Source organism: Pseudomonas putida S13.1.2, from assembly GCF_000498395.2.
Taxonomy (GTDB): domain Bacteria; phylum Pseudomonadota; class Gammaproteobacteria; order Pseudomonadales; family Pseudomonadaceae; genus Aquipseudomonas; species Aquipseudomonas putida_Q.
Window position 1 is genome coordinate 4,852,967 of the sequence record NZ_CP010979.1, and the last position, 19,452, is coordinate 4,872,418.

At 63.6% G+C, this 19,452-nt stretch carries 21 protein-coding genes; 4 read left to right on the forward strand and 17 right to left on the reverse strand.

All coding sequences use genetic code 11. The features are described from left to right. Positions 1-49: 49 nt before the first annotated feature. The gene (locus tag N805_RS21485; RefSeq protein WP_019471711.1) at positions 50-688 is read left to right on the forward strand and encodes an FKBP-type peptidyl-prolyl cis-trans isomerase; all 639 of its coding nucleotides are present in this window, start codon (positions 50-52) and stop codon (positions 686-688) included. A 9-nt stretch (positions 689-697) separates the two neighbouring features. Here N805_RS21485 and N805_RS21490 read toward each other — a convergent pair whose 3' ends face one another. The 7 genes from N805_RS21490 to N805_RS21520 form a co-directional block, all read right to left on the reverse strand. Further along, positions 698-1,168 (reverse strand): Rsd/AlgQ family anti-sigma factor, encoded by a 471-nt coding sequence (locus tag N805_RS21490; protein ID WP_019471710.1) that lies wholly within the window; start codon positions 1,166-1,168, stop codon positions 698-700. Positions 1,169-1,399: 231 nt separating this feature from the next. After that, positions 1,400-1,906: a disulfide bond formation protein B gene (locus N805_RS21495; protein ID WP_019471709.1), complete on the reverse strand. Its 507-nt coding sequence runs from the start codon at positions 1,904-1,906 to the stop codon at positions 1,400-1,402. A 222-nt stretch (positions 1,907-2,128) separates the two neighbouring features. Beyond that, positions 2,129-3,367 carry a heme biosynthesis protein HemY gene (locus tag N805_RS21500; RefSeq protein WP_019471708.1) on the reverse strand — a complete coding sequence of 413 codons (1,239 nt, stop codon included), beginning with the start codon at positions 3,365-3,367 and terminating at the stop codon, positions 2,129-2,131. Further along, positions 3,364-4,464: a uroporphyrinogen-III C-methyltransferase gene (locus N805_RS31050; RefSeq protein WP_019471707.1), complete on the reverse strand. Its 1,101-nt coding sequence runs from the start codon at positions 4,462-4,464 to the stop codon at positions 3,364-3,366. Before N805_RS31050 ends, N805_RS21500 begins: the two co-directional genes overlap by 4 nt. A gap of 45 nt (positions 4,465-4,509) precedes the next feature. Continuing rightward, entirely contained in the window at positions 4,510-5,277 is a 768-nt protein-coding gene (locus tag N805_RS31055) for a uroporphyrinogen-III synthase (protein ID WP_019471706.1), read from the reverse strand. Next, complete coding sequence (gene hemC, locus N805_RS21515) at positions 5,274-6,215, reverse strand: hydroxymethylbilane synthase (protein WP_019471705.1); 942 nt, start codon at positions 6,213-6,215, stop codon at positions 5,274-5,276. Before hemC ends, N805_RS31055 begins: the two co-directional genes overlap by 4 nt. A 199-nt stretch (positions 6,216-6,414) precedes the next feature. Next, positions 6,415-7,158 carry a LytR/AlgR family response regulator transcription factor gene (locus N805_RS21520; RefSeq protein WP_015268539.1) on the reverse strand — a complete coding sequence of 248 codons (744 nt, stop codon included), beginning with the start codon at positions 7,156-7,158 and terminating at the stop codon, positions 6,415-6,417. 296 nt (positions 7,159-7,454) lie between these two features. Here N805_RS21520 and argH point away from each other — a divergent pair, with 296 nt between their 5' ends. After that, positions 7,455-8,849, forward strand: coding sequence for an argininosuccinate lyase (gene argH, locus N805_RS21525; RefSeq protein WP_019471704.1), 1,395 nt, complete (start codon positions 7,455-7,457; stop codon positions 8,847-8,849). 131 nt (positions 8,850-8,980) lie between these two features. Here the strand turns inward: argH and N805_RS21530 are convergent, their stop codons facing one another. After that, on the reverse strand, positions 8,981-9,643 hold the full coding sequence (locus N805_RS21530) for a glutathione S-transferase (RefSeq protein ID WP_019471703.1): 663 nt from the start codon (positions 9,641-9,643) through the stop codon (positions 8,981-8,983). 147 nt (positions 9,644-9,790) lie between these two features. On the opposite strand from N805_RS21530, the gene N805_RS21535 reads away from it, so the two are divergent. Both N805_RS21535 and N805_RS21540 read left to right on the forward strand, forming a co-directional pair. Then, complete coding sequence (locus tag N805_RS21535) at positions 9,791-10,090, forward strand: hypothetical protein (protein ID WP_019471702.1); 300 nt, start codon at positions 9,791-9,793, stop codon at positions 10,088-10,090. A gap of 69 nt (positions 10,091-10,159) precedes the next feature. Next, complete coding sequence (locus tag N805_RS21540; protein ID WP_016484337.1) at positions 10,160-10,405, forward strand: TIGR02647 family protein; 246 nt, start codon at positions 10,160-10,162, stop codon at positions 10,403-10,405. A 134-nt stretch (positions 10,406-10,539) separates the two neighbouring features. Here the strand turns inward: N805_RS21540 and N805_RS21545 are convergent, their stop codons facing one another. From N805_RS21545 to N805_RS21580, 9 genes are all read right to left on the reverse strand, one after another. Further along, the gene (locus tag N805_RS21545; protein ID WP_019471701.1) at positions 10,540-12,483 is read right to left on the reverse strand and encodes an FTR1 family protein; all 1,944 of its coding nucleotides are present in this window, start codon (positions 12,481-12,483) and stop codon (positions 10,540-10,542) included. Positions 12,484-12,595: 112 nt separating this feature from the next. Beyond that, the gene (locus N805_RS31340) at positions 12,596-13,318 is read right to left on the reverse strand and encodes an RHS repeat-associated core domain-containing protein (protein ID WP_080956829.1); all 723 of its coding nucleotides are present in this window, start codon (positions 13,316-13,318) and stop codon (positions 12,596-12,598) included. A 107-nt stretch (positions 13,319-13,425) separates the two neighbouring features. Further along, a complete protein-coding gene (locus N805_RS21555; protein WP_026034480.1) occupies positions 13,426-13,677 on the reverse strand; it encodes a DUF3077 domain-containing protein in 252 nt (83 codons plus the stop codon). Further along, positions 13,674-13,829 carry a hypothetical protein gene (locus tag N805_RS30595; protein ID WP_019471697.1) on the reverse strand — a complete coding sequence of 52 codons (156 nt, stop codon included), beginning with the start codon at positions 13,827-13,829 and terminating at the stop codon, positions 13,674-13,676. Before N805_RS30595 ends, N805_RS21555 begins: the two co-directional genes overlap by 4 nt. A 443-nt stretch (positions 13,830-14,272) precedes the next feature. Continuing rightward, positions 14,273-15,691, reverse strand: a complete 1,419-nt coding sequence (locus N805_RS21560) for an efflux transporter outer membrane subunit (protein WP_019471696.1) — start codon at positions 15,689-15,691, stop codon at positions 14,273-14,275. Beyond that, positions 15,688-16,563 carry an HlyD family secretion protein gene (locus tag N805_RS21565; RefSeq protein WP_019471695.1) on the reverse strand — a complete coding sequence of 292 codons (876 nt, stop codon included), beginning with the start codon at positions 16,561-16,563 and terminating at the stop codon, positions 15,688-15,690. The genes N805_RS21560 and N805_RS21565 overlap by 4 nt, the downstream gene beginning before the upstream one ends. Then, a complete protein-coding gene (locus N805_RS21570) occupies positions 16,560-16,772 on the reverse strand; it encodes a DUF1656 domain-containing protein (protein ID WP_016497473.1) in 213 nt (70 codons plus the stop codon). The genes N805_RS21565 and N805_RS21570 overlap by 4 nt, the downstream gene beginning before the upstream one ends. Beyond that, positions 16,769-18,856, reverse strand: a complete 2,088-nt coding sequence (locus N805_RS21575) for an FUSC family protein (RefSeq protein WP_019471694.1) — start codon at positions 18,854-18,856, stop codon at positions 16,769-16,771. Before N805_RS21575 ends, N805_RS21570 begins: the two co-directional genes overlap by 4 nt. Then, positions 18,853-19,305 (reverse strand): MarR family winged helix-turn-helix transcriptional regulator, encoded by a 453-nt coding sequence (locus tag N805_RS21580; protein ID WP_019471693.1) that lies wholly within the window; start codon positions 19,303-19,305, stop codon positions 18,853-18,855. Before N805_RS21580 ends, N805_RS21575 begins: the two co-directional genes overlap by 4 nt. Between the last annotated feature and the right edge of the window lie 147 nt (positions 19,306-19,452).

Sequence of the window (19,452 nt, forward strand, 5' to 3'; positions counted from 1 at the left end):
AAAGTGTAGTTGCTGAATTAATCATTGCTGGTATTTAGGAGTCAGGGCATTGCCTCGATATCTTGTATTAGGTTTATGCCTGCTGGTGCCAGTTGCAATGGCTGACAGCAACGACCAGGACCTCGCCTACAGCCTGGGCGCCAGCCTGGGTGAGCGTCTGCGCCAGGATATGCCTGGCCTGCAACTGGACGCACTGGTCGAAGGCTTGAAGCAGTCCTATCAGGGGCAGCCCTTGAAGCTCGACAAAGCACGTATGCAGGCCGTGCTCCAGCAACACGAAGCCCAGGAAGGTGACGCCGCCACGCAGAAGTTGCAGGCAGCCGAAACACGCTTCATGGCCAACGAGCGTGGCCGTTATGGGGTACGCGAACTACCGGAAGGTGTGCTCTACAGCGAGCTGCAGCCAGGCACCGGCGCGCAGCCCAAAGCTGGCGGCAAAGTGCAGGTGCGCTATGTGGGCAGGCTGCCGGATGGCTCGGTGTTCGACCAGAACCAGGCACCCCAGTGGTTCAGCCTGGGCTCGGTGATCGAAGGGTGGCAGGTGGCCTTGCCAAGGATGCATGCCGGGGCCAAATGGCGCCTGGTAATTCCGTCGGCGCAAGCCTATGGCGCCGAAGGCGCCGGTGACCTTATCGCACCCTATACACCCCTGGTGTTCGAGATCGAATTGCTGGCGGTTGGCGACTGACGCCAACCCTCACGCCTGGACTGCACCCTCTTCCTTGTGTGCGTTGTGCAGCACCTCGATCAGGCAATCTTCAAGTTCGAAGCGCTCGTGCAACAGCCCGCCCAACTTGCCCAGCTTTTCGGCGAAGCGTTCGGTGTCCTTGCACTCACCCTTGGTGCATTGGTCATTGAAGGCCAGTGCGATCTGGGTACTGTCGTTGATCCGTGGGTTGATTTCTTCGGCCAGCCTCAGCGCCTTTTCGTCTCCGAAAGCCTTGGCCTCGCTGACCAGTTGCTCGCAAACTTCGAAGTGCCACGCCGAAACGTAGTCGACCAGGAGCGCGCAAAAGTCCCCGTTGGTGTCCTTGTCGGCGAAGGCTGGCTTCAAATCGCGCAGTGCGCCGAAAGACTGCACCAGGTCCTGGCGCGCCTTCAGCCAACGGTCGATCAGGTCGTGAACCCCACCCCAGCGTTCCTGGGCATTCTGACAACTATCGAGCATGGCAATCTCTTCCCTTCTGGGTAGATGCCGCTGCACCTCGCACCACGACCGCGCAGCACAAAGGTGAGATCAGCAGGACGGCATCGAGCAGTTGTATTTTCGGTATGCGTGCTGGGAGATTATTCCCGCGCGTGCTGCCCATCAAGGTACGCAGCGGACAAAGTTCATACAAGTGTTTAATACCCTGCCCAACCGCCATTGGTCGCGCTAGTGACCCACCCTTGTTCCAGGTCAACTTCTTGCCAGGCTGCGGAAACGATACGCCAGCAGGCAACTCAAGGGCAGCATGGCCAGCAACAGGAAGGCCAGCAGGCTCCACTCCGGCAATGTGAGGTCGAGAAAACTCCAGGTCAGCGAGCTGCAATCAGGCCCACCCAGCAGCAGTTGCCGTGCAGCTTGAGCCCAGGATTGCTCGAACACACGCCCGATCGGGGCCGGGCATACCGCAATAGCACCGCTGGCTCCTTGCACCCAGACATGCCGTGCCGCCAGCAACGCACCGGCCAGTGAGCAGCCCAGCGTCGCCCGCGCATAATGGCGGATGCCTTGCGTGCCCGGGGCCTGCAATACCGCCGCCAGGCTCAGCAGTGCGTACACGGCAAGCAGCAGCCGCTGGCTGAAGCATAAAGGGCACGGCACCAGCCCCAGTATGTGCTCCAGCTGGAATGACACGACCAGAACCGCCAGTGCGGCGAGGCAGGCAGGAAGGAAAAAAGTGCGCAAACGGGCCGCAAGCATGGGGGGTGAAAGTCCCAGGGAAAATGTTGTGGTTTGAAACGGTAGAGGAAAGACACGCTTTGTTTCAAGGCACGACAGCAGCGACAAGGCGCTGAATTGTGTAGGAAATTTCCAGCAGTGCAGTAGGAAGCGGCGGAAGAAATGGACTGCAGATCTAACTGGCAGCAGTAGATAAATTACCCGCCCCCAAAGCCCGCACCTTGGCGCGGGCACTGGGGTGGGTCAGGCGCGTACGCCTTCTGGCAATGGCAGCGCCAGCAGGCGCTCGTCCAGCAGGCCAAGGCCCTCCTGGAACAGCTGGTTGCTGCGCTCGGTCTCGCCCAGGCCAGCCAGCAGGCGGGCCAGCTCGGCACAGGCCTCGGGGTTGCGCTCCATGCGCAGGCTGCTTTCCAGGTAATCACGCGCCTTGCCCCACAGGCGATTCTGCAGGCTCAGGCGGCCCAGGGTCAGCAGCAGGCTGGCGTCTTGTGGGTGATCCTTGAGCCAGCCTTCGGCGGTTTGCAGCTGGCGTGCCGGGTCATCACCGCGCACCAGGCCATACAGGCGGGCCAGGTGGCTTTCGTATTCACGCTTGAGGGCGGTGCGCAGCACTTGCTCGGCCTCGCCTTGGGCACCCACCTGGCGCAGTTGCTCGGCGTAGGCCAGCACCAGTTGCGGCTCCTGGCGCTGGGCCGCGGTCAGCTGCTGCCAGGCACGCTCCAGGGCCTGACGTGAACTTTGCGCGTCTTCGCCACGGGTAGTGGCCAGGCTCAGGTTCTGGCCCCAGGCGCGTTGCTCCAGGGCGGCCAGCTCGGCGGCCGGCAGCACCTTGCCTTTGCGCAGGTCTGGCAGCAGGCGGATCAGTGCCGACCAGTCACCGCGCTCCAGGTACAGGCGCTGCAGCAGGCGCAGCACCTGGCCATTGTGCGGGTGACGTTCCTGCATGGCCAGCAGGGTTTCCAGAGCGCCGTCACTTTCGCCACGGTCCATCTGCAACTGCGCATGGGTCAGGGCGATGGCCAGTTCCGCTTGCGGCTGACGCTCCAGGGCGCGCTCCAGCAGGTTGTCGCTGTCTTCGGTGCGGCCTTGCTCGTTGGCAGCGCGTGCGGCACCGAGGTAGTACAGCAGCGGTTGGCGCTCGGCCTCGGCGGCACGGTGCAAGTGGCGTTGAGCGCTGGCCCAGCGGCCTTCGGCAAGGTCCAGCTGGCCCTGTTCGATGGCCAGGCGGATGCGCCGGCTGCGGTTACGCCGCGACCACGGGTTGACCACGCCGCTGGAGGTCAGCACCAGGCCGACCAGGTAACGCACCAGCCACAACAGCGCGACCACGGCCAGCAGGCCGGCCAGTGCCGCCCACAACCCCGATTGATAGCGGAAGCTTCCATAGGAAAGCAGTACGTAACCGCTGTGCTTGGCGACCGCAGTACCCAGCGCCGCAGCAATCACGATCGCCAGCACGGCCAGCAGGTAGACACGCTTCATGGCTTGCCCCCTTCAGCCTCGGCCGGCAGGTGACGGCGCTGGATGTAGGCCTGCACGGCCGCCAGGCTTTCGCTGAGGTCGGGGGTAACCACCGACACCGGCTGATCGGCCAAGGCATTGAGGCTCTCGAGCATGGCCTTGCTTTGCGGGTTGTCGGCGTTGAAGTTGGCCAGCAACACGCTGCGGGCGTCGTCCAGCGCCTGGGTGTAGACCTTGGCGTCACCATTGAGCGCCGCCCACTGGGCCTGCTCGATGGTCAGGCTCAGGGCCAGGCGCAGCTGGTTCAGTTGCTGCCCGGCCAGCAGCGGCCGCACGTTTTCATCGGCATTGAAGTCGATCTGGAAGTACTTGGAGATTTCTGCCCACCACTGCGACAACCGGCTGGCACCATCGCCGTCGGCGGTCAGCGCACCCAGCGCATCGGCATTGCTGTCGAACTCGGGCGACTGCGCGCTCAGCTGCTGGACCATCTCACGCTGAGCGGCCAGTTTCAGGAACAGGCCGGTACGGTCCGGTTGCTGGGTGCTGCCGAGCGTGGCCAGGCTGCGCGCCAATTGCTCGCGGGCGGCGAATGCGCCTGGGTCGCTCTGCTCGCGCAGGATCTCGTCGGCGCCCTCAACCAGGGCCTTGGCGCTGGTGATGTCCTGCAAGGCCGACAGGCGCAGGGTAGCCAGGCGCAGCAGGTGCTCGGCTTCAGCCAGGCGCCACTCCTTGCGGCTTTCGCCCAGCACGGTTTCCAGGCGCTGGCTGAGGCGCTGCTGGTCGCCCTGCAATTGCGCCACCAGGCGCCGGCGATCTTCCAGCTCGCTGGCCGCCGGCAGGCTGGCCAGCTGCGCACTGATCTGCTGTTCGCGCTGCTGCAGGGCTTCGGCGCGCTGGTTCAGCGCCTCGATGTGCTGGCCCTGGTTGAACTCGCTGCCTTGCAGTTGACGCACCTGCCAGACACCCCAGCCACCTACCGCCACCCCGGCCGCACCCAGCAGCAAGGCCAGCGCTGCCAGGCCACTGCCGGAGCGCTTGGCAGGTGGGGCGGTGACGGGTTCCGCCGGCGCCTGTGCCGACGGCTGATCGTTATTGGACAAGACAGTCTCGCTCACGTATCCATCCTTTGCATGGGGGCGCATCGCGTTCAGCTTAGCGCCTTAAGAGGCAGGTGCAGCGCTGCGCTGCACGGCTGCCAGCAAGGCCGTGGCACTGGCGCCACGGCAATCCACAACCTGTTGGGCCCCGGCGGCCCTGGCCTGTTCGGCGACCCGTGGGCTGGGCACGAACAACGGCAGGCGTGCCAGCTGCGGCCAATCGGCACCGGCCAGCTGCTGCAAATGTTCAAAACCCTGCCCACTGCTGACCACCAGGCCATTGAGGCGTTCCGCTTCGATGCGGCGCTTCAGGGTGCCCGCCGGGTAAGCCGGCAGGCAGCGACGATACAGTTCCAGATATTCGACACTAGCACCTTGCTCTGCAAGACGCTCTGCCAGCAGTTCGCGACCTCCGACGCCGCGAACGACCAAGACACGCGCCGCAGGCACGGCAACTGCCTGAAGCAGGGCCGGTAGCGCCAGCAAGGCTTCGCTGTCATCGCCACGCGGCGGAGTGCTTACCGCCAGCCCCGCACCCTGCAGCACCGCAGCGGTTGCCTCACCCACGGTGAACCAGCCTTGCCGTGGAGGTTGCATGCCGGCTTCGGCCAGATGCTCCAGCAACAACCGGGCAGCCGGCTTGCTGACCACGATGATCGCCTGAAAGCCATGCAGGCCCTCCAGCAGCAGACGTTGCTGGGGCTCCACGGTGACGGGTTCTATCGCGAGCAGCGGCAGGCAACTGCTGCCCACCCCCGCTGCCGCCAGGCTTTGCGCCAGCGCTGCACAGTCCTCGGCAGGCCGGGTCAGCAACAGGCGCCATTGGCTCACGGGTGGCCGGCCTCGCCGTAGACTTCCTTGAGGATGGCCTCGGCACCTTGGCCCAGCAGGTCTTCGGCCACCTGTACGCCCAAGGCCTCGGCAGCCGCACGGGGCGCGCGGGCATCGGCCACCAGCAGGGTCCCGCCGCTAGGCTGGCCGACCAGGCCTCGCAGCCACAGCTGGTCACCTTCGAGTACTGCGTAGCAGGCGATCGGCACCTGGCAGCCGCCATTCAGCCGTTTGTTCAGGGCGCGTTCGGCCACTACCCGGTCGGCGGTGTCGGCATGGTGCAGCGGTGCCAGCAGTGCATGGATCCCCGCGTCGGCGCTGCGGCACTCGATGCCCACCGCGCCCTGGCCGCCAGCCGGCAGGCTGTCGTCAACGCTGATACTGGCGGTGATGCGGTCTTCGAAGCCCAGGCGGATCAGGCCGGCGGCGGCGAGGATGATGGCGTCGTACTCGCCGGCGTCCAGCTTGGCCAGGCGGGTGTTGACGTTGCCCCGCAGAAAGCGGATTTGCAGGTCCGGGCGGCGCGCCAGCAACTGGGCCTGGCGGCGCAGGCTGGAGGTGCCGACGATGCTGCCGGCTGGCAGCGCCTCAAGGCTGTCAAAGGTATTGGAAACGAAGGCATCACGCGGGTCTTCGCGCTCACAGATGCAGTACAGGCCCAGGCCTTCCGGGAAGTCCATGGGCACGTCTTTCATCGAATGCACGGCGATGTCGGCTTCGTTGTCCAGCAGGGCGGTTTCCAGTTCCTTGACGAACAGGCCCTTGCCGCCAATTTTTGCCAGCGGCGCGTCGAGCAGCTTGTCACCACGGCTGACCATAGGCACCAGGGTGACAAGCAGACCGGGGTGGGCCTGCTCGAGGCGGGCTTTGACGTATTCGGCCTGCCACAGGGCCAAGGCACTTTTACGGGTGGCAATGCGGATTTCGCGAGTGGACATGGAACGCCCCGAACCAAAGAAATGCCGCCGATGATAACAGCATCTCCTTTATCGCTTGCAGATGTGGATCAGCTGAGGGCCTCTTCGCGGCTAAAGCCGCTCCCACAGGGTGAGGTGCCGCTCTACAGGCCAATGATCAACCTGTGGGAGCGGGTTTACCCGCGAACAAGGGCGCAGCCCTTGCCATGCGGGCGCCGTATCAGAGGGTCTGCATCATCTTGCGCACACCGGCCACATGCCGGCGGCTGACGGTCAGGGCATCGCCGTCCAGGCCTTTCAGGTACAGCTGAAAGTGCCCCAGCGGGGTGCGCTGCAGGCGTTCTATGCGCTCGCGGGCTACCAGCGCATTGCGGTGGATGCGCACGAAGCGCTCGCCAAATTCGTCTTCCAGGGCTTTGAGCGGCTCGTCGAGCAGCACTTCCCCGGCTTCATGACGCAAGGTCACGTACTTGTGATCGGCAATGAAATAGATCACCTGGGGCAAAGGGATCAACTCGATGCCTTTACGCGTGCGGGCACTGATGTGGCTGCGCGGGCCGCCACCTTCATTGGCCGGCCGGGTAAGCGCCGCCAACTGGGCGCGGTTGGGTTTTTCGGCCTTGCGCAAGGCATCGCGCAGCGCCTGGGCCTGGAAGGGCTTGGTCACATGGCTGAGGGTACTGTCCTTGAATGCCTCGGCACCGTATTCATCATCCCCGGTGCAAAACACCACCGCCGGCGGCGCCTCGCGTTCGCACAAGCGAGCGGCTACCTGCAGGCCATCCAGGCCTGGCATGCCGATGTCCAGCAGGACCACATCGGGCTTGAGGCTCTCGATCAGCGCAAGGGCCTCCTCGCCGTTGGTGGCGCTAGGCTCCAGCACGGTGTAACCCTCCAGTTCGCCGAGCAGCCGGCTGAGGCGTTCACGGCCTTGGGGTTCGTCATCAACGATCAGGACATTCATAATTGCGCTGGATTCCTGAATGAGTCTCGCACAGGTATAGCGTAGACAGGTGTGGTTCGAGCGACACTGCGGTCACGCTCTAGACCGGTGCGATGGCCAAAGATTCACTCGGACGGCAGATTCACCGCCAGTCCTTTGTCCAACTGTAGACGGTCCGTGGAACACTGCCGTTCATTCCTTAAAATCCTTCTCTGCCATTTTCCGGGCATTTCTGTCGACCGGCGCCCTGCGGCAGCCAGCCCAACCCTGCTATTATCGGCGCCACTTTTTCGTTCACGCCTGCAATGAGTGAATCCATGAGCACCGACAAGACCAATCAGTCCTGGGGCGGCCGCTTCAGTGAGCCCGTCGACGCCTTCGTCGCCCGTTTCACCGCCTCGGTCGATTTCGACAAGCGCCTGTACCGCCACGACATCATGGGTTCGATCGCCCATGCCACCATGCTGGCGCAGGTCGGCGTGCTCAGCGATGCCGAGCGCGACACCATCATCGATGGCCTGAAGACCATCCAGGGCGAAATCGAAGCCGGCAACTTCGACTGGCGCGTTGACCTCGAAGACGTGCACATGAACATCGAAGCACGCCTGACCGACCGCATCGGCATCACCGGCAAGAAGCTGCACACCGGCCGCAGCCGCAACGACCAGGTGGCCACTGATATCCGCCTGTGGCTGCGCGACGAAATCGACCTGATCCTGGCCGAAATCACCCGCCTGCAGCAGGGCCTGCTGGAGCAGGCCGAGCGTGAAGCCGAAACCATCATGCCCGGTTTTACCCACCTGCAGACGGCCCAGCCGGTCACCTTCGGCCACCACCTGCTGGCCTGGTTCGAAATGCTCAGCCGCGACTACGAGCGCCTGGTCGACTGCCGCAAGCGCACCAACCGGATGCCCCTGGGCAGCGCCGCGCTGGCTGGCACCACCTACCCGATCGACCGCGAGCTCACCTGCAAGCTGCTGGGCTTCGAAGCCGTGGCTGGCAACTCGCTGGACGGTGTGTCGGACCGTGACTTCGCCATCGAATTCTGCGCCGCTGCCAGCGTGGCGATGATGCACCTGTCGCGCTTCTCCGAAGAGCTGGTGCTGTGGACCAGCGCGCAGTTCCAGTTCATCGACCTGCCGGACCGCTTCTGCACCGGCAGCTCGATCATGCCGCAGAAAAAGAACCCGGACGTGCCAGAGCTGGTACGTGGCAAGAGCGGCCGCGTGTTCGGCGCCCTCACCGGCCTGCTGACCCTGATGAAAGGCCAGCCGCTGGCCTACAACAAGGACAACCAGGAAGACAAGGAGCCGCTGTTCGACGCTGCCGACACCCTGCGCGACTCGCTGCGCGCCTTTGCCGACATGATCCCGGCAATCAAGCCCAAGCACGCCATCATGCGTGAAGCGGCCCTGCGCGGGTTCTCCACCGCCACCGACCTGGCCGACTACCTGGTACGCCGTGGCCTGCCGTTCCGTGACTGCCACGAAATCGTAGGCCACGCGGTGAAGTACGGCGTGGACACCGGCAAGGACCTGGCCGAGATGAGCCTGGACGAACTGCGCCAGTTCAGCGACCAGATCGAGCAGGACGTGTTTGCCGTGCTGACCCTGGAAGGCTCGGTGAATGCCCGTAACCACATTGGTGGTACGGCACCGGCGCAGGTACGCGCTGCCGTTGTTCGTGGCAAGGCGCTGCTGGCTTCCCGTTAAGGCCCATTGCGAGGGCTTTGCCCTCGATCGCCGGCAAGCCAGCTCCCACAGGTACTGCATGTGACTTGAAGGTTGCACTGTACCTGTGGGAGCTGGCTTGCCGGCGATGGGCTGCGGAGCAGCCCCTGGTTTTAGCGTTTACCGCTACGAATCATCTCCATGAAGGCTGGCATCGCTGCCTCCTTGTCCGCCATGATCCGCGCCATGTGCGGGTTCTCGCCCATCAGCTGCAGCAACGCCTTGGCCTGCGGGAAGTCCGCCAAAAAGTCGATGTTCAGCACTTTCTTGCCCACGGCATACGCCAGGTCGACCGAGAAGCAGAACATCAGGTCTGCCAGCGTCAGCTGCTCACCCGCAACATAGGGTGCAAAGCGACCGTTGCGCTTGAGGGTGGCAAAGCCGGCCAGCAAATCGGCACGCGCTTTCTCTTTGACCAATGGCTCAACCGACATGCCGAAGAACGACTCGGCATAGCAAGTACGCGCCGGCAGCTCGATGTACAGCTCGATTTCCTTGAGCAGCTCACGCACCTTGGCCTGCCCGAACGGGTCGGCGGGCAGCAGTGCCTTGCCGCCTTGGGTCTGCTCGATGTAGTCGAGGATCACACTGGTTTCGCTGAGGTAACCGTGTTCGGTCTGCAGCACCGGCACCTTGCCCCGCGGGCTCACTTCCAGCGCCTGTGGCGCCTGGCCGCCATAGAAGGTGACTTCCTCGAAGGGCAGGCCTTTTTCCAGCAGGGCCAGCTTGACCATGTTGTAGTAGTTGCTGACCGAGAATCCATGAAGCTTGAGCATGAGGTAACAGCCTCCAGGCCGTAAGGGGTTGGCCCGGCTTTTATAGACCCTAAGCCCGGCCCTGACCAGCGTCATGCACCCCGTCAATGCCCGGGCATTGCCGCCACGGGCGTGGCACACTGTGCATCCCATCACAGGAGTACCGCCATGAGCGAGCCCACCGACATCGACAATGACGACGAAGCCTTCGCCGAGGCGACACTGACCCAGGCCATCGAAAACCAGATTGAAAGCGGCGAGCCGCCTGCGGCCAAGGCCACCTTAAACAAGCTGACCCTGGTCGGTTACGAGCGCGAGGACATCCTCAACCTGATGGCCCATGTGCTGGCCTTCGAAATCGACAACATGCTGGTGGAAGACCGCGCATTCAACGGCGAGTGGTACGAGAACGCCCTGCGCGCGCTGCCGGAGCTACCACCTGAGATGGATCAAGGCGAGGACGAATAACCCGACTACACTCGAAGGTCAGGCACCGTAAGCGGTGCCGCCATCCTTGTCTGGAAGTCAGGAGTCGCCATGTCCTTTACCCCCGATCTGATCGCTGAACTGGAAGTACTCGCGCTGTTCAAACACGACAGCAGCCAGGAAGGCATCAAGATAAACAGCAACGCCGCCCCTGCCCTGGTCGCCGCTGCGCAACGCCTGCATGAAAAGGGGCTGACCGATCAACCCGATGGTGGCTACCTGACCAGCCTGGGTCATGACGCCGTTGACAGTGTCCAGCTGCTGCAGAACATCCTCAAGGCGCCACAGCCAGCCTGAACCGAGATTGCAAGGGGCTGCCATGCAGCCCATCGCCGGCAAGCCAGCTCCCACAGGTATTGCACATGGCTTGAAAATGATGCGGTCGGGGTGGGAGCTGGCTTGCCAGCGATGGGCCGCAGCGCGGCCCCCGGTCAGTTAGCAGTTGCCCTGCGTTTTTCCACCAGCCACGAGCGCCCATACAGGAACACGATGGCCAGCAAGGCCACCGCCTGTGCCGACAGCGAGTAGGCATCAGCGTGAATGCCCAGCCAATCGAACTCGAAGAAGGCCACCGGCCGTGTGCCCAGCACCCCGGCTTCTTGCAGCGCCTTCACGCCGTGCCCGGCAAACACCACCGACAGTGCGCACAGCAGTGCGGCGTTGATGCTGAAGAACAGCGTCAGCGGCAGCTTGGCAGAACCACGCAAGATCACCCAGGCCAGGCCCACCAGCAGCACCAGCGCCGTGGCGCCACCCGCCAGCACCGCCTGGTGCCCGGCAGGGCCTGCTTGCAACCACAGGGTTTCGTAGAACAGGATCACTTCGAACAGTTCGCGGTACACCGAGAAAAACGCCAGCATGGCAAAGCCAAAGCGCCCGCCGCCGCTGACCAGGCTGCTTTTGATGTAGTCCTTCCAGGCGGCAGCGTGGCGGCGGTCATGCATCCACACACCGAGCCATAGCACCATCACCGCGGCGAACAGCGCCGTGCAGCCTTCCAGCAGTTCGCGCTGGGCGCCGCCCACATCGATCACATAGGCCGCCACCGCCCAGGTGGCGAACCCGGCAACCAGCGCCAGCCCCCACCCGATGTTGACGCTGCGTACCGCCGATTGTTGCCCGGTGTTACGCAGGAAGGCCAGGATCGCCGCCAGCACCAGAATGGCCTCCAGGCCTTCGCGCAGCAGGATCAGCAAACCGGAGATAAAACTCAGCGACCAGCTCAGGCCGTCGCTGCCCAATAGCTTGGCGGCCTGGTCGAGCTTGCCTTTTGCCTCAGCCAGACGCTGCTCGGCCTGAGCCACGGGCAGGCCGTCCTGCAGGGACTGACGGTAGGCCATCAGGGATTTTTCGGTGTCCTTGCGCGCCTGGGTATCGATGTTGTCCAGCGAGCTTTCCACCAGCTCGAAGCCTTCCAGGTAGGCCGCTACCGACAGGTCATAGGCCTGGTCGTGGTCACCTGCGCGGTAGGCCGCCAGGCTTTTGTCCAGCGTGCTGGCGGTGTATTCGAGCAGTTGCGCCGGGCCGCGCTTGGCTTGCGGCGGCTGGGCACGCTGGGCACGGAACGCCTCTACGACCGCGTTGCCTTCGTTGGCGGCGACTTCGGCCGGGGTTTGCCGGGCCAGGTCGGCGATGTTCCAGGTCTTGTCACCTTTGCCGGCTGCCGGCTTGGCGGTGAAGCTGGCGATATAGGCGGCCACATCCCAGCGCTGACGGTCATCCAGCTGGTCGGCAAAGGACGGCATCTCGGTGCCGTCGATACCCAGGGCCAGGGTGTTGTAGAGGTCGAACAGGCTCAACTGGTCCAGGCGTGAAACATCGCGCAGGTTGGCGGGCGCAGGCTCCAGGCCCACGCCAGCCGGGCCGTCGCCTGCGCCGGTGTCGCCGTGGCAGATCGAGCAGTTTTGCGCGTACAACGCAGCGCCACGGGCCGGATCCGGTGTGATGACTGGGGCCTGACTGACCTCGTAGGCCACTGCCAGCCGCGCGCCCAGCTGGCGGGCCTGCCTGGCGACAGCCGTGCCCTCCTGGCGCTGATCGATGGCCTGGCGCAACGCCTGGACGCCCTGCTCCAGGGCGGCTTGCTCAGTATTTGCGGGCAGGGCTTTGACCAGGTCGGCCAAGACCGCGCTGAATTCCTGTTGCTCGCGGTATTCGCCCTCGTCGATCACCCTGCCTTCTTGCACCGTCGGCGGGTAGTCGGCGCCGATGTAGTCCAGCAGATGCAGGGCTTTGCCGGCCTCAGCCGGGGCCTCGGCCAGCGCCAAGGTGCTGCACAGCGCCAGCGCCGGGCCGAGCAATGCAGCCGGCAGCCAGGCGAGCAGACGGGTACGGGTTTTCATGGCCAGTCTCGAAGGGAATGCGAAAGAGAACATTGTTCACTCCGACTTGCCTTCCCTCAAGGGCGCTGGGCGGATTTCATGAAAAATTTTGCTTCAAATCAGATGAGGAGAGATTGAGCCAGAAGAGCATCACAATTCGACGTTATCACGAATGTCCGCCAATCTGCCGAATGGTGACTACCTTGTCCTCGATAGTGAAAGTCACCCGGTCATACCCACCAAGCTGAAGCTGATGCTGGTTAACTGTTGCTCCATGCAACGGTTTGATGCGAAGAGTCACAAAGTCTGCAGCATCATTCGGACTGGCGCCGAGATCCTGGATGATTAACTTGAACAACTTGAGCCTTCTTTGCTGATCCTCATTCAGAACGCCTTTGTATTTTGCCTTGTCGGAATTCAGCGTGTATCCGGAGTTCTTGGGCAAAGGCTGTTGTTCGAGACGGTAGTGCTGGACCAGTTCGAGAGCATCGGGGGAAAAAGTGCGTGCAGGGGTGGCGTGATCAATGGTGGATGGCCCTGGCTGGCGCAGCGGATTGGGGCCGGCACTGCTCTGCTCTTTTGAAGACTTTTTGGCTACTGCGAAGGTGACACTTCCATGTTTTCGACCCATATGTCCCGACGGGTCAACGAAGTTGATAGGATCACACTGCGAGTAACAATAGCAATTCAGCCCACCAAGCCCAAACGGGCTCCAGCTATCCGCACTGACAAAGCGCATTAATGATGGACTGAACAGCCGATGATAGCCCGTACCCAGTAGATAGAAGCCCGTGATCACATCCCGGCGCTCGCCGTTGAATCCAAGACTTTCAGCAGAAGAATGCCCATAGGGTGAGTAGGTATGGGCACTGCGTGTTCTTGTGGTCATTGCAGTTCCTGCCTCGCGCCTTGTGTAGGACAGATGATCCAGGAGCGGCACAGGTTTCAAAACTGGCAAAAATGTCAGGGCCGCAAAGCGGCCCCGGCGCTTGAAGGCTATTGAAGAACCTTGCTCATTCCTCGCTCCATATCATCGATCAGCGCCTTGGCCATCTCACTGAGTATCCGCGCAGCACTACCGGAAATACGGTCATTTTCCATTTCCGCTTCGGTGGTCAGGTGGCGGATACAGCCGAGTAATACCGACAACTGTGAAAAAGCATGGCTGAACGGCACATTGGGCTGCAGGCGGAACAGGTCGAAGGTTTCCACCCCTGCGGTTGCAGAATCTCTCGGATCATTGCTCATCCGGTCACTCCCTGGTCGTGGTCGATCGTCAGGGTGAGGGCGCTGATCAGCTCTTCACAGTCTTTGGGGCTGAGTGGGTCGATAAGTGAAAGCGCGGGAGGGTCGAGCAGTAGCAGATCGCTAACAGGTGGATCGGGGATGAGCTTGTTCATCGTAGAACTCCGTATGGTGGATTGAACTGCTCTCCTTCTTGTCTCACGAAGTTGGGTGGCAGTCGTGCACGGTGTGAGACACGGGACATACGGTAACCCCGGCCAGGTCGAAGCCTGTCCGCACACGACCGCCATAAAGCGGTGCTACCGAATGAAAACCGGGTGTCTCACGCCCGATCGCCTTGCGAGGCGACCCCACGACAGTAGTCCGGGAACACTCCCCAGCCAAGACAGCACCTTCCGATAGGTGCTGTAGGATAATTCGACAGAGCGTCCGAACTGAAGCATTGGGTTTCAGGTTCGGAAATGTCTTACAGCTCTAGAACCTAGGCGAGGGCTCTGCCCTTGATCGCCGGCAAGCCAGCTCCCACAGTGCTCCACAGTTTTCGAGGCCTGTGGCTCAGCGGTGGGCGCTGTGGGAGCTGGCTTGCCGGCGATTGGCCTCAAGGCTTGGCGGTGTCCTTCCAGCCACCACCCAGCGCCAGAAACACCCCAATCTGCCCCATGGCTACCTGACTATTGGCCGCTGCCAACTGCGCACGCATATCGGTATAAGTGCGCGTGGCCTGCAAATCCGCCAGGAACGACTCACGCCCGGCCTGATAGTACCGGTGAGTCTGGTCGGCCGCTTCCTTGGCCGACTTCTCTGCCTCGGCCAGCGCATCACGCCGGTCCAGCAGGGCGCTGTACTGCGCCAGGCGGGTCTGGGTTTCACGAATGGCGTTCAGCACCACGCCATCGAAGTTTGCCAACGCCGCCTGGGTAGAGGCTTCGGCCATGCGAATACGCGCACGGGTGCCGTTGGTGGGGATGGTCCAGCTGATCTGCGGGCCGAAGCCCCAGCGGTTGGTCGACGGTTCGCCGAGGTTTTCCAGGATGCCGATGGTGCCAACCTGGGCACCAATGCTGATGTCCGGGTACAGCGACCCTGTGGCCACGCCGATGTAGGCAGTGGCAGCAGCCAACTGGCGCTCGGCCTGGCGCACGTCCGGGCGACGTTTGAGCAGCGCGGCGCCATCACCCACCGGAACCAGCTGGTTCAGGTGCGGCAGCTCGGCACAATCGGCGGTGCCGGCAGGCAATTGATCAACCGGTTTGGCCAGCAGCGCAGCCAGGGTGTACATACCCGTCTCGCGCTCGGCCTTGAAGCGTGGCAGTTCGGCGCGCAAGGATTTGAACTGGGTCTGCGAGCGGGTGACCTGGGTTTCATCACCGCGGCCAGCATCGCGCAGGCGCTGGTTGAGCGTGACGCTTTGCTCCTGCAGGTCCAGCGACTCACGGGCGATGTGGAGTTCCTCGTTGGCCGAACACACCTGGGTGTAAGCCTTGACCACATCCGCCACCAGGGTGATACGCGCGGTATCGGCAGCGGCCTGCACCGCGTCGGCATTGGCCTTGGCGGCCTCGGTGCCGCGCTTGAAGGTACCCCACAGGTCGAATTGGTACGAGGCACTGATGATAGCCTCGCCGATGTTGGCCACCGGAACCTTCTCGGGCTGCAGGAAGGCTTCGCCCGACTCCTGCAGGCGCTGGGCGCCGAGCTTGACGCCACCGTTGAAGCCCCCTTGCGATTCGGCTACTTCGACCTGGGCACGGGCCTTGGCGATGTTGGCCGCCGCCACGCGCAACTCGGTGTTGGCACTCAGGGCCTGACGCACCAGCGTGTTCAGCCGCTGGTCCTGATACAGCTGCCACCAGTCCTCGGGCACCGGCGCCGAGACCACACTGTCGGCATCCTGGCGCAGCGGGCCGCTCAGGTCGCTGCGTTGCACCGCCGCGTCCTTGGGCACCTCATAGTCGGGCCCGACCATCATGCAGGCCCCCAGCGACAGGCACAGGCCGGCCAGGATCAGCTGTTTCATGGGCGCTCGCCCTCGATGATCGACACCGTGGCCGTGCGCCCGGCAATCATGCGGAAGTCCTGCGGCACTTCATCGAAGGCGATGCGCACCGGAATACGCTGGGCCAGACGCACCCAGCTGAACGCCGGGTTGACGTTGGGCAGCAGGTTGGCGCCGCTGCTGCGGTCGCGGTCTTCGATGCCGGCGGCAAAGCTTTGTACATGGCCGCGCAGGCGGGTGTTGTCGCCCATCACGCGAATGTCCACCGCATCGCCAATGTGGATGCCACCCAGCTTGGTTTCTTCAAAGTAGCCGTCAACGTGATACGAGGCACTGTCGACCACCGACAGTACTGGGCGGCCGGCGGTGACAAATTCGTGGTTACGCGGCGCGCGGTCGTTGAGGTAGCCGTCCACCGGGCTGCGCACCACCGAACGGTCGAGGTTGAGCTGGGCGGTGTCGACCGCCACCTGGGCCTCGCTGACAGCAGAGCGGGCGCGGGCCTCGCGGGACTGGCTTTCTTCCAGCTGCTCGGCGGCCACCAGGTTGCCCAGCTTGCGGTTGCGCTGCGCTTCGCGCGAAGCCTGGGCCAGGGTTTCCTGGCGCTCGCCCAGGGTCGCCTTGGCCTGGCGCAGGGCCAGGCTGAAGCGGTCCTGGTCGATGGTGAACAGCACGTCACCGCGCTTGACGGTCTGGTTGTCGCGCACCTCGACCTTCTGGATCAACCCCGACACATCGGGGGCGATCTGGATCACGTCAGCGCGAATGTGGCCGTCGCGGGTCCAGGGGGCAAACATGTAGTACACCACCATCTGCCACACGAGCACGGCGGCGAAGGTCACTACCAGCAAGGTCAGGACCACACGGCCCAAGGTCAGCAAAGGTTTTTTCATGGCAGCATCAGGTTTCGGCAAAAGTGGTCCACCGCACCAAGCAGCACGGCATACAGAGCAACGTTGAACAACGCCCGGTGCCAGACCAGGCGGTAGAAATGAAGGCGCACCAGCACCGCGTGCACCCCCAGGAACACCAGGTAGGTGCCAAACATCATCACCAGCAGCGTGGGCAGAAACACCCCGCTGATATCCAGTTCACCAATCACAGGGGCGCTCCGTCGAGGCCAGGGGGCAGTTGCGGTTGTTCGGCGGGTTCGAGCATCACTTCCACGCCCGGCAACAGCGCCAGCCGCAGGCCGCTCAGGGCATGCAGCAGGTGGGTGCGGGCATCGCCACGCTCGTACAGCTCATCCAGGTTCAGCGCCAGGCGTGCGCGTTCCATGTTGCGCAGCAGCGCGGCCGGGGCATGCAGGCGCTCACCGGCACGCAGGCAGGCGGCGTAGTGCGCGCCGACTTCCTCGACCACCGTGTTCAGGCGCTCGCGGGCCTGCTGGCCGGCGCGCGGCATATAGGCCAGCAGGTCGAGCAGGTTCAGCCCCACACGCAGGTCACGCAGTGCCACCCCGCTGTCCTGGCCGGTTTGCGACAGCCGCGGCAGGTGCTGCATCAGGCGGTCGAGCATCTGCACGCCAACCTGACGGTGTTCGGCCAGGGTCGCCGGTTCGGTCATTTCGACAATGTCGCGCCAGGCGAAGCGGGTCATGCGCTTGGCCGCCAGCTCCACGCCGAACGGGCGCATCACCAGGGTCCAGATGAAAGCGAACAACAGGCCTACGGGGCCGGCCAGGTTGGCGTTGAGGAAGGTGAAGAAGTCGGCGTCATAGGCACCCTGGATGCTGATGAAGGTCGAGGTGTTGACGATGGTCAGCAAGGTGCCCAGGTAGAAACGCGGCTGCACGGTGAGGGTACCGATGCAAATGAACGGCACGGCAAACGCCAGCACCAGCATCGGGAAATCGTGCAGGTTGGGCAGCACCAGGAACAGGTACAAGCTGGAGAAGATGACCGACATCAGCGTCCAGAAGAAGAACCGGTAAATCTGCGGCGCGGGGTCGTCCATGGCGGCGAAGAAGCTGCACGATACTGCAGCCAGGATCACAGCGCTGGCGCCGTCGTTCCAGCCCAGGCCGATCCACAGGCCGCACGCGACCACAATCGCCAGTACGGTGGAGGCCACCGAGTACAGCATCAGGCCACGGTCGAAGAACGCCGTCAGGCGGCCCAGGCGCCAGTGGCGGTACACCGCGCGCCAAGGCTTTGCATCGTCGGTACGCAAGGCGTGCTGCAGGGTGCAGCAGTCCTGCCACAAGTCGGCCCATTCGGTCAGGCGGTACAGAGCGTTGGACAGCAGCAGTTCGGCGCGCTGGTCGAGGGCGGCGGCACCGGGCTGCAAGCGGTCGATCTGCTCGTGCAGCACAGTCCAGCGCGCTACCGAAGCACTGTCGGCCGTGCCTTTGAGCCATTCGCGGGCGGCTTCAAGCACGGGTTGAAGTTGGGCGAACTGGGCCGGGGCGCGGCCTTCCAGGGCCACCAGGGCGTCGTCGAGCGCGTCGATTACCGGCAACAGGTGGATCATCCGCCCGCGCAGCTCACGGGCATTCTTCAGGGTATGGGGGCCGGCGCCTTCGTGGCCTAGCTGGCCGATCATCAGCTCCAGCGAGTTGAAGGTGGCAACCATCGACCCGCGCATGCCGCCGACCTTGTCGGCGCTGGCTTCGCGGGCAAGGTAGGTGTCGCTGTAGCGGATCGCCTCGGTGAACCAGTTACCGGTGGCACCGACCACCACAGGGGCCAACCGGCGTGGCCAGAAAATGGCGCCGACCACTGCCGCGCAGACGATCCCCAGGCAAATTTCCTGAGCGCGGGAAGACGCCACGTCGAACACCGCCAGCGGGTTGTCGACCACCGCCAGGGCGATCATCGGCAGGGTATAGCCAGCCAGCATCAGCACATAGTTATTGGCCGTGCGCAGGTTGAGCGACAGGAACAGCAAGGTGCCGGTCCACAGGGCGATGGCGACGCTCAGCAGCAACGGCGACTGCACCAGCGGCGGCACCAGGAAAATCGCCCCGCCGGCACCCAGCAGCGTGCCCACGGCGCGGTACAGGGCCTTGGAACTTGTCGGGCCGACGAAGGGGCTGGAGACAATGTATACCGTGGCCATGGCCCAGTAGGGGCGCGGCAACTGCATGAGCAACGCGATGTACAGGGCAATCATGGAGGCGGCGAAGGTACGCACGCCGTAGAACCAGTCGCGGGCCGGCGGTACAGAGCTGAAGAAGCCGTTCATGCCACCCCGCCCGCACTGCCCAGGCCGGCAGCTTCGAAAGCGCGCAGCACGCGCAGGGCAGCTTCCAGGTCGGCCTGGTCGATACCGTTGAGCACATCGCGGCGCAGGCGTACCAGTTCGGCTTCGATGGCTTCGGCCAGGGCACGGCCTTCGGCGGTCAGGCTCAGGGCCTTGGCGCGGCGGTCCAGTGGGTCCTCGCTGCGGCATACCAGGCCGGCCTTGCACAGTTGGTCAAGCAGGCGCACCAGCGATGGGCTTTCCAGGCCGGCAGCCTGGGCCACGGCCACCTGGTGCACACCGTCGCCCAGGCGCACGATCATCAGCAGCGGCGCAGCGCAGGCTTCGGAAATGCCGTAACCGGTCAGGGCGGTATGGCAGATGCGCCGCCAATGACGGGCGGCGACCACCATGCCACTGCTGACTTGCAGGCGCAGGAGATCAAGGGACATGACGGGAACCAAGGATATTCATAGTTTGCTAACTATCAATATACGCCTTGCCCTCCCCCTGTCGTCAACAGTGGGCGACGGACAGCCGGGTTAAATGTTGTTCATTTTTTAGCCTGTGCCGGCCTCTTCGCGGGTAAACCCGCTCCT

Excerpts from the sequence above, each read along its gene's own strand:
- N805_RS21490 (WP_019471710.1), bottom strand. The coding sequence starts at position 1,168 with ATGCTCGATAGTTGTCAGAATGCCCAGGAACGCTGGGGTGGGGTTCAC.
- N805_RS21495 (WP_019471709.1), bottom strand. The coding sequence starts at position 1,906 with ATGCTTGCGGCCCGTTTGCGCACTTTTTTCCTTCCTGCCTGCCTCGCC.
- N805_RS21500 (WP_019471708.1), bottom strand. The coding sequence starts at position 3,367 with ATGAAGCGTGTCTACCTGCTGGCCGTGCTGGCGATCGTGATTGCTGCG.
- hemC (WP_019471705.1), bottom strand. The coding sequence starts at position 6,215 with ATGTCCACTCGCGAAATCCGCATTGCCACCCGTAAAAGTGCCTTGGCC.
- N805_RS21520 (WP_015268539.1), bottom strand. The coding sequence starts at position 7,158 with ATGAATGTCCTGATCGTTGATGACGAACCCCAAGGCCGTGAACGCCTC.
- argH (WP_019471704.1), top strand. The coding sequence starts at position 7,455 with ATGAGCACCGACAAGACCAATCAGTCCTGGGGCGGCCGCTTCAGTGAG.
- N805_RS21530 (WP_019471703.1), bottom strand. The coding sequence starts at position 9,643 with ATGCTCAAGCTTCATGGATTCTCGGTCAGCAACTACTACAACATGGTC.
- N805_RS21535 (WP_019471702.1), top strand. The coding sequence starts at position 9,791 with ATGAGCGAGCCCACCGACATCGACAATGACGACGAAGCCTTCGCCGAG.
- N805_RS21540 (WP_016484337.1), top strand. The coding sequence starts at position 10,160 with ATGTCCTTTACCCCCGATCTGATCGCTGAACTGGAAGTACTCGCGCTG.
- N805_RS21545 (WP_019471701.1), bottom strand. The coding sequence starts at position 12,483 with ATGTTCTCTTTCGCATTCCCTTCGAGACTGGCCATGAAAACCCGTACC.
- N805_RS31340 (WP_080956829.1), bottom strand. The coding sequence starts at position 13,318 with ATGACCACAAGAACACGCAGTGCCCATACCTACTCACCCTATGGGCAT.
- N805_RS21555 (WP_026034480.1), bottom strand. The coding sequence starts at position 13,677 with ATGAGCAATGATCCGAGAGATTCTGCAACCGCAGGGGTGGAAACCTTC.
- N805_RS30595 (WP_019471697.1), bottom strand. The coding sequence starts at position 13,829 with ATGAACAAGCTCATCCCCGATCCACCTGTTAGCGATCTGCTACTGCTC.
- N805_RS21560 (WP_019471696.1), bottom strand. The coding sequence starts at position 15,691 with ATGAAACAGCTGATCCTGGCCGGCCTGTGCCTGTCGCTGGGGGCCTGC.
- N805_RS21565 (WP_019471695.1), bottom strand. The coding sequence starts at position 16,563 with ATGAAAAAACCTTTGCTGACCTTGGGCCGTGTGGTCCTGACCTTGCTG.
- N805_RS21575 (WP_019471694.1), bottom strand. The coding sequence starts at position 18,856 with ATGAACGGCTTCTTCAGCTCTGTACCGCCGGCCCGCGACTGGTTCTAC.
- N805_RS21580 (WP_019471693.1), bottom strand. The coding sequence starts at position 19,305 with ATGTCCCTTGATCTCCTGCGCCTGCAAGTCAGCAGTGGCATGGTGGTC.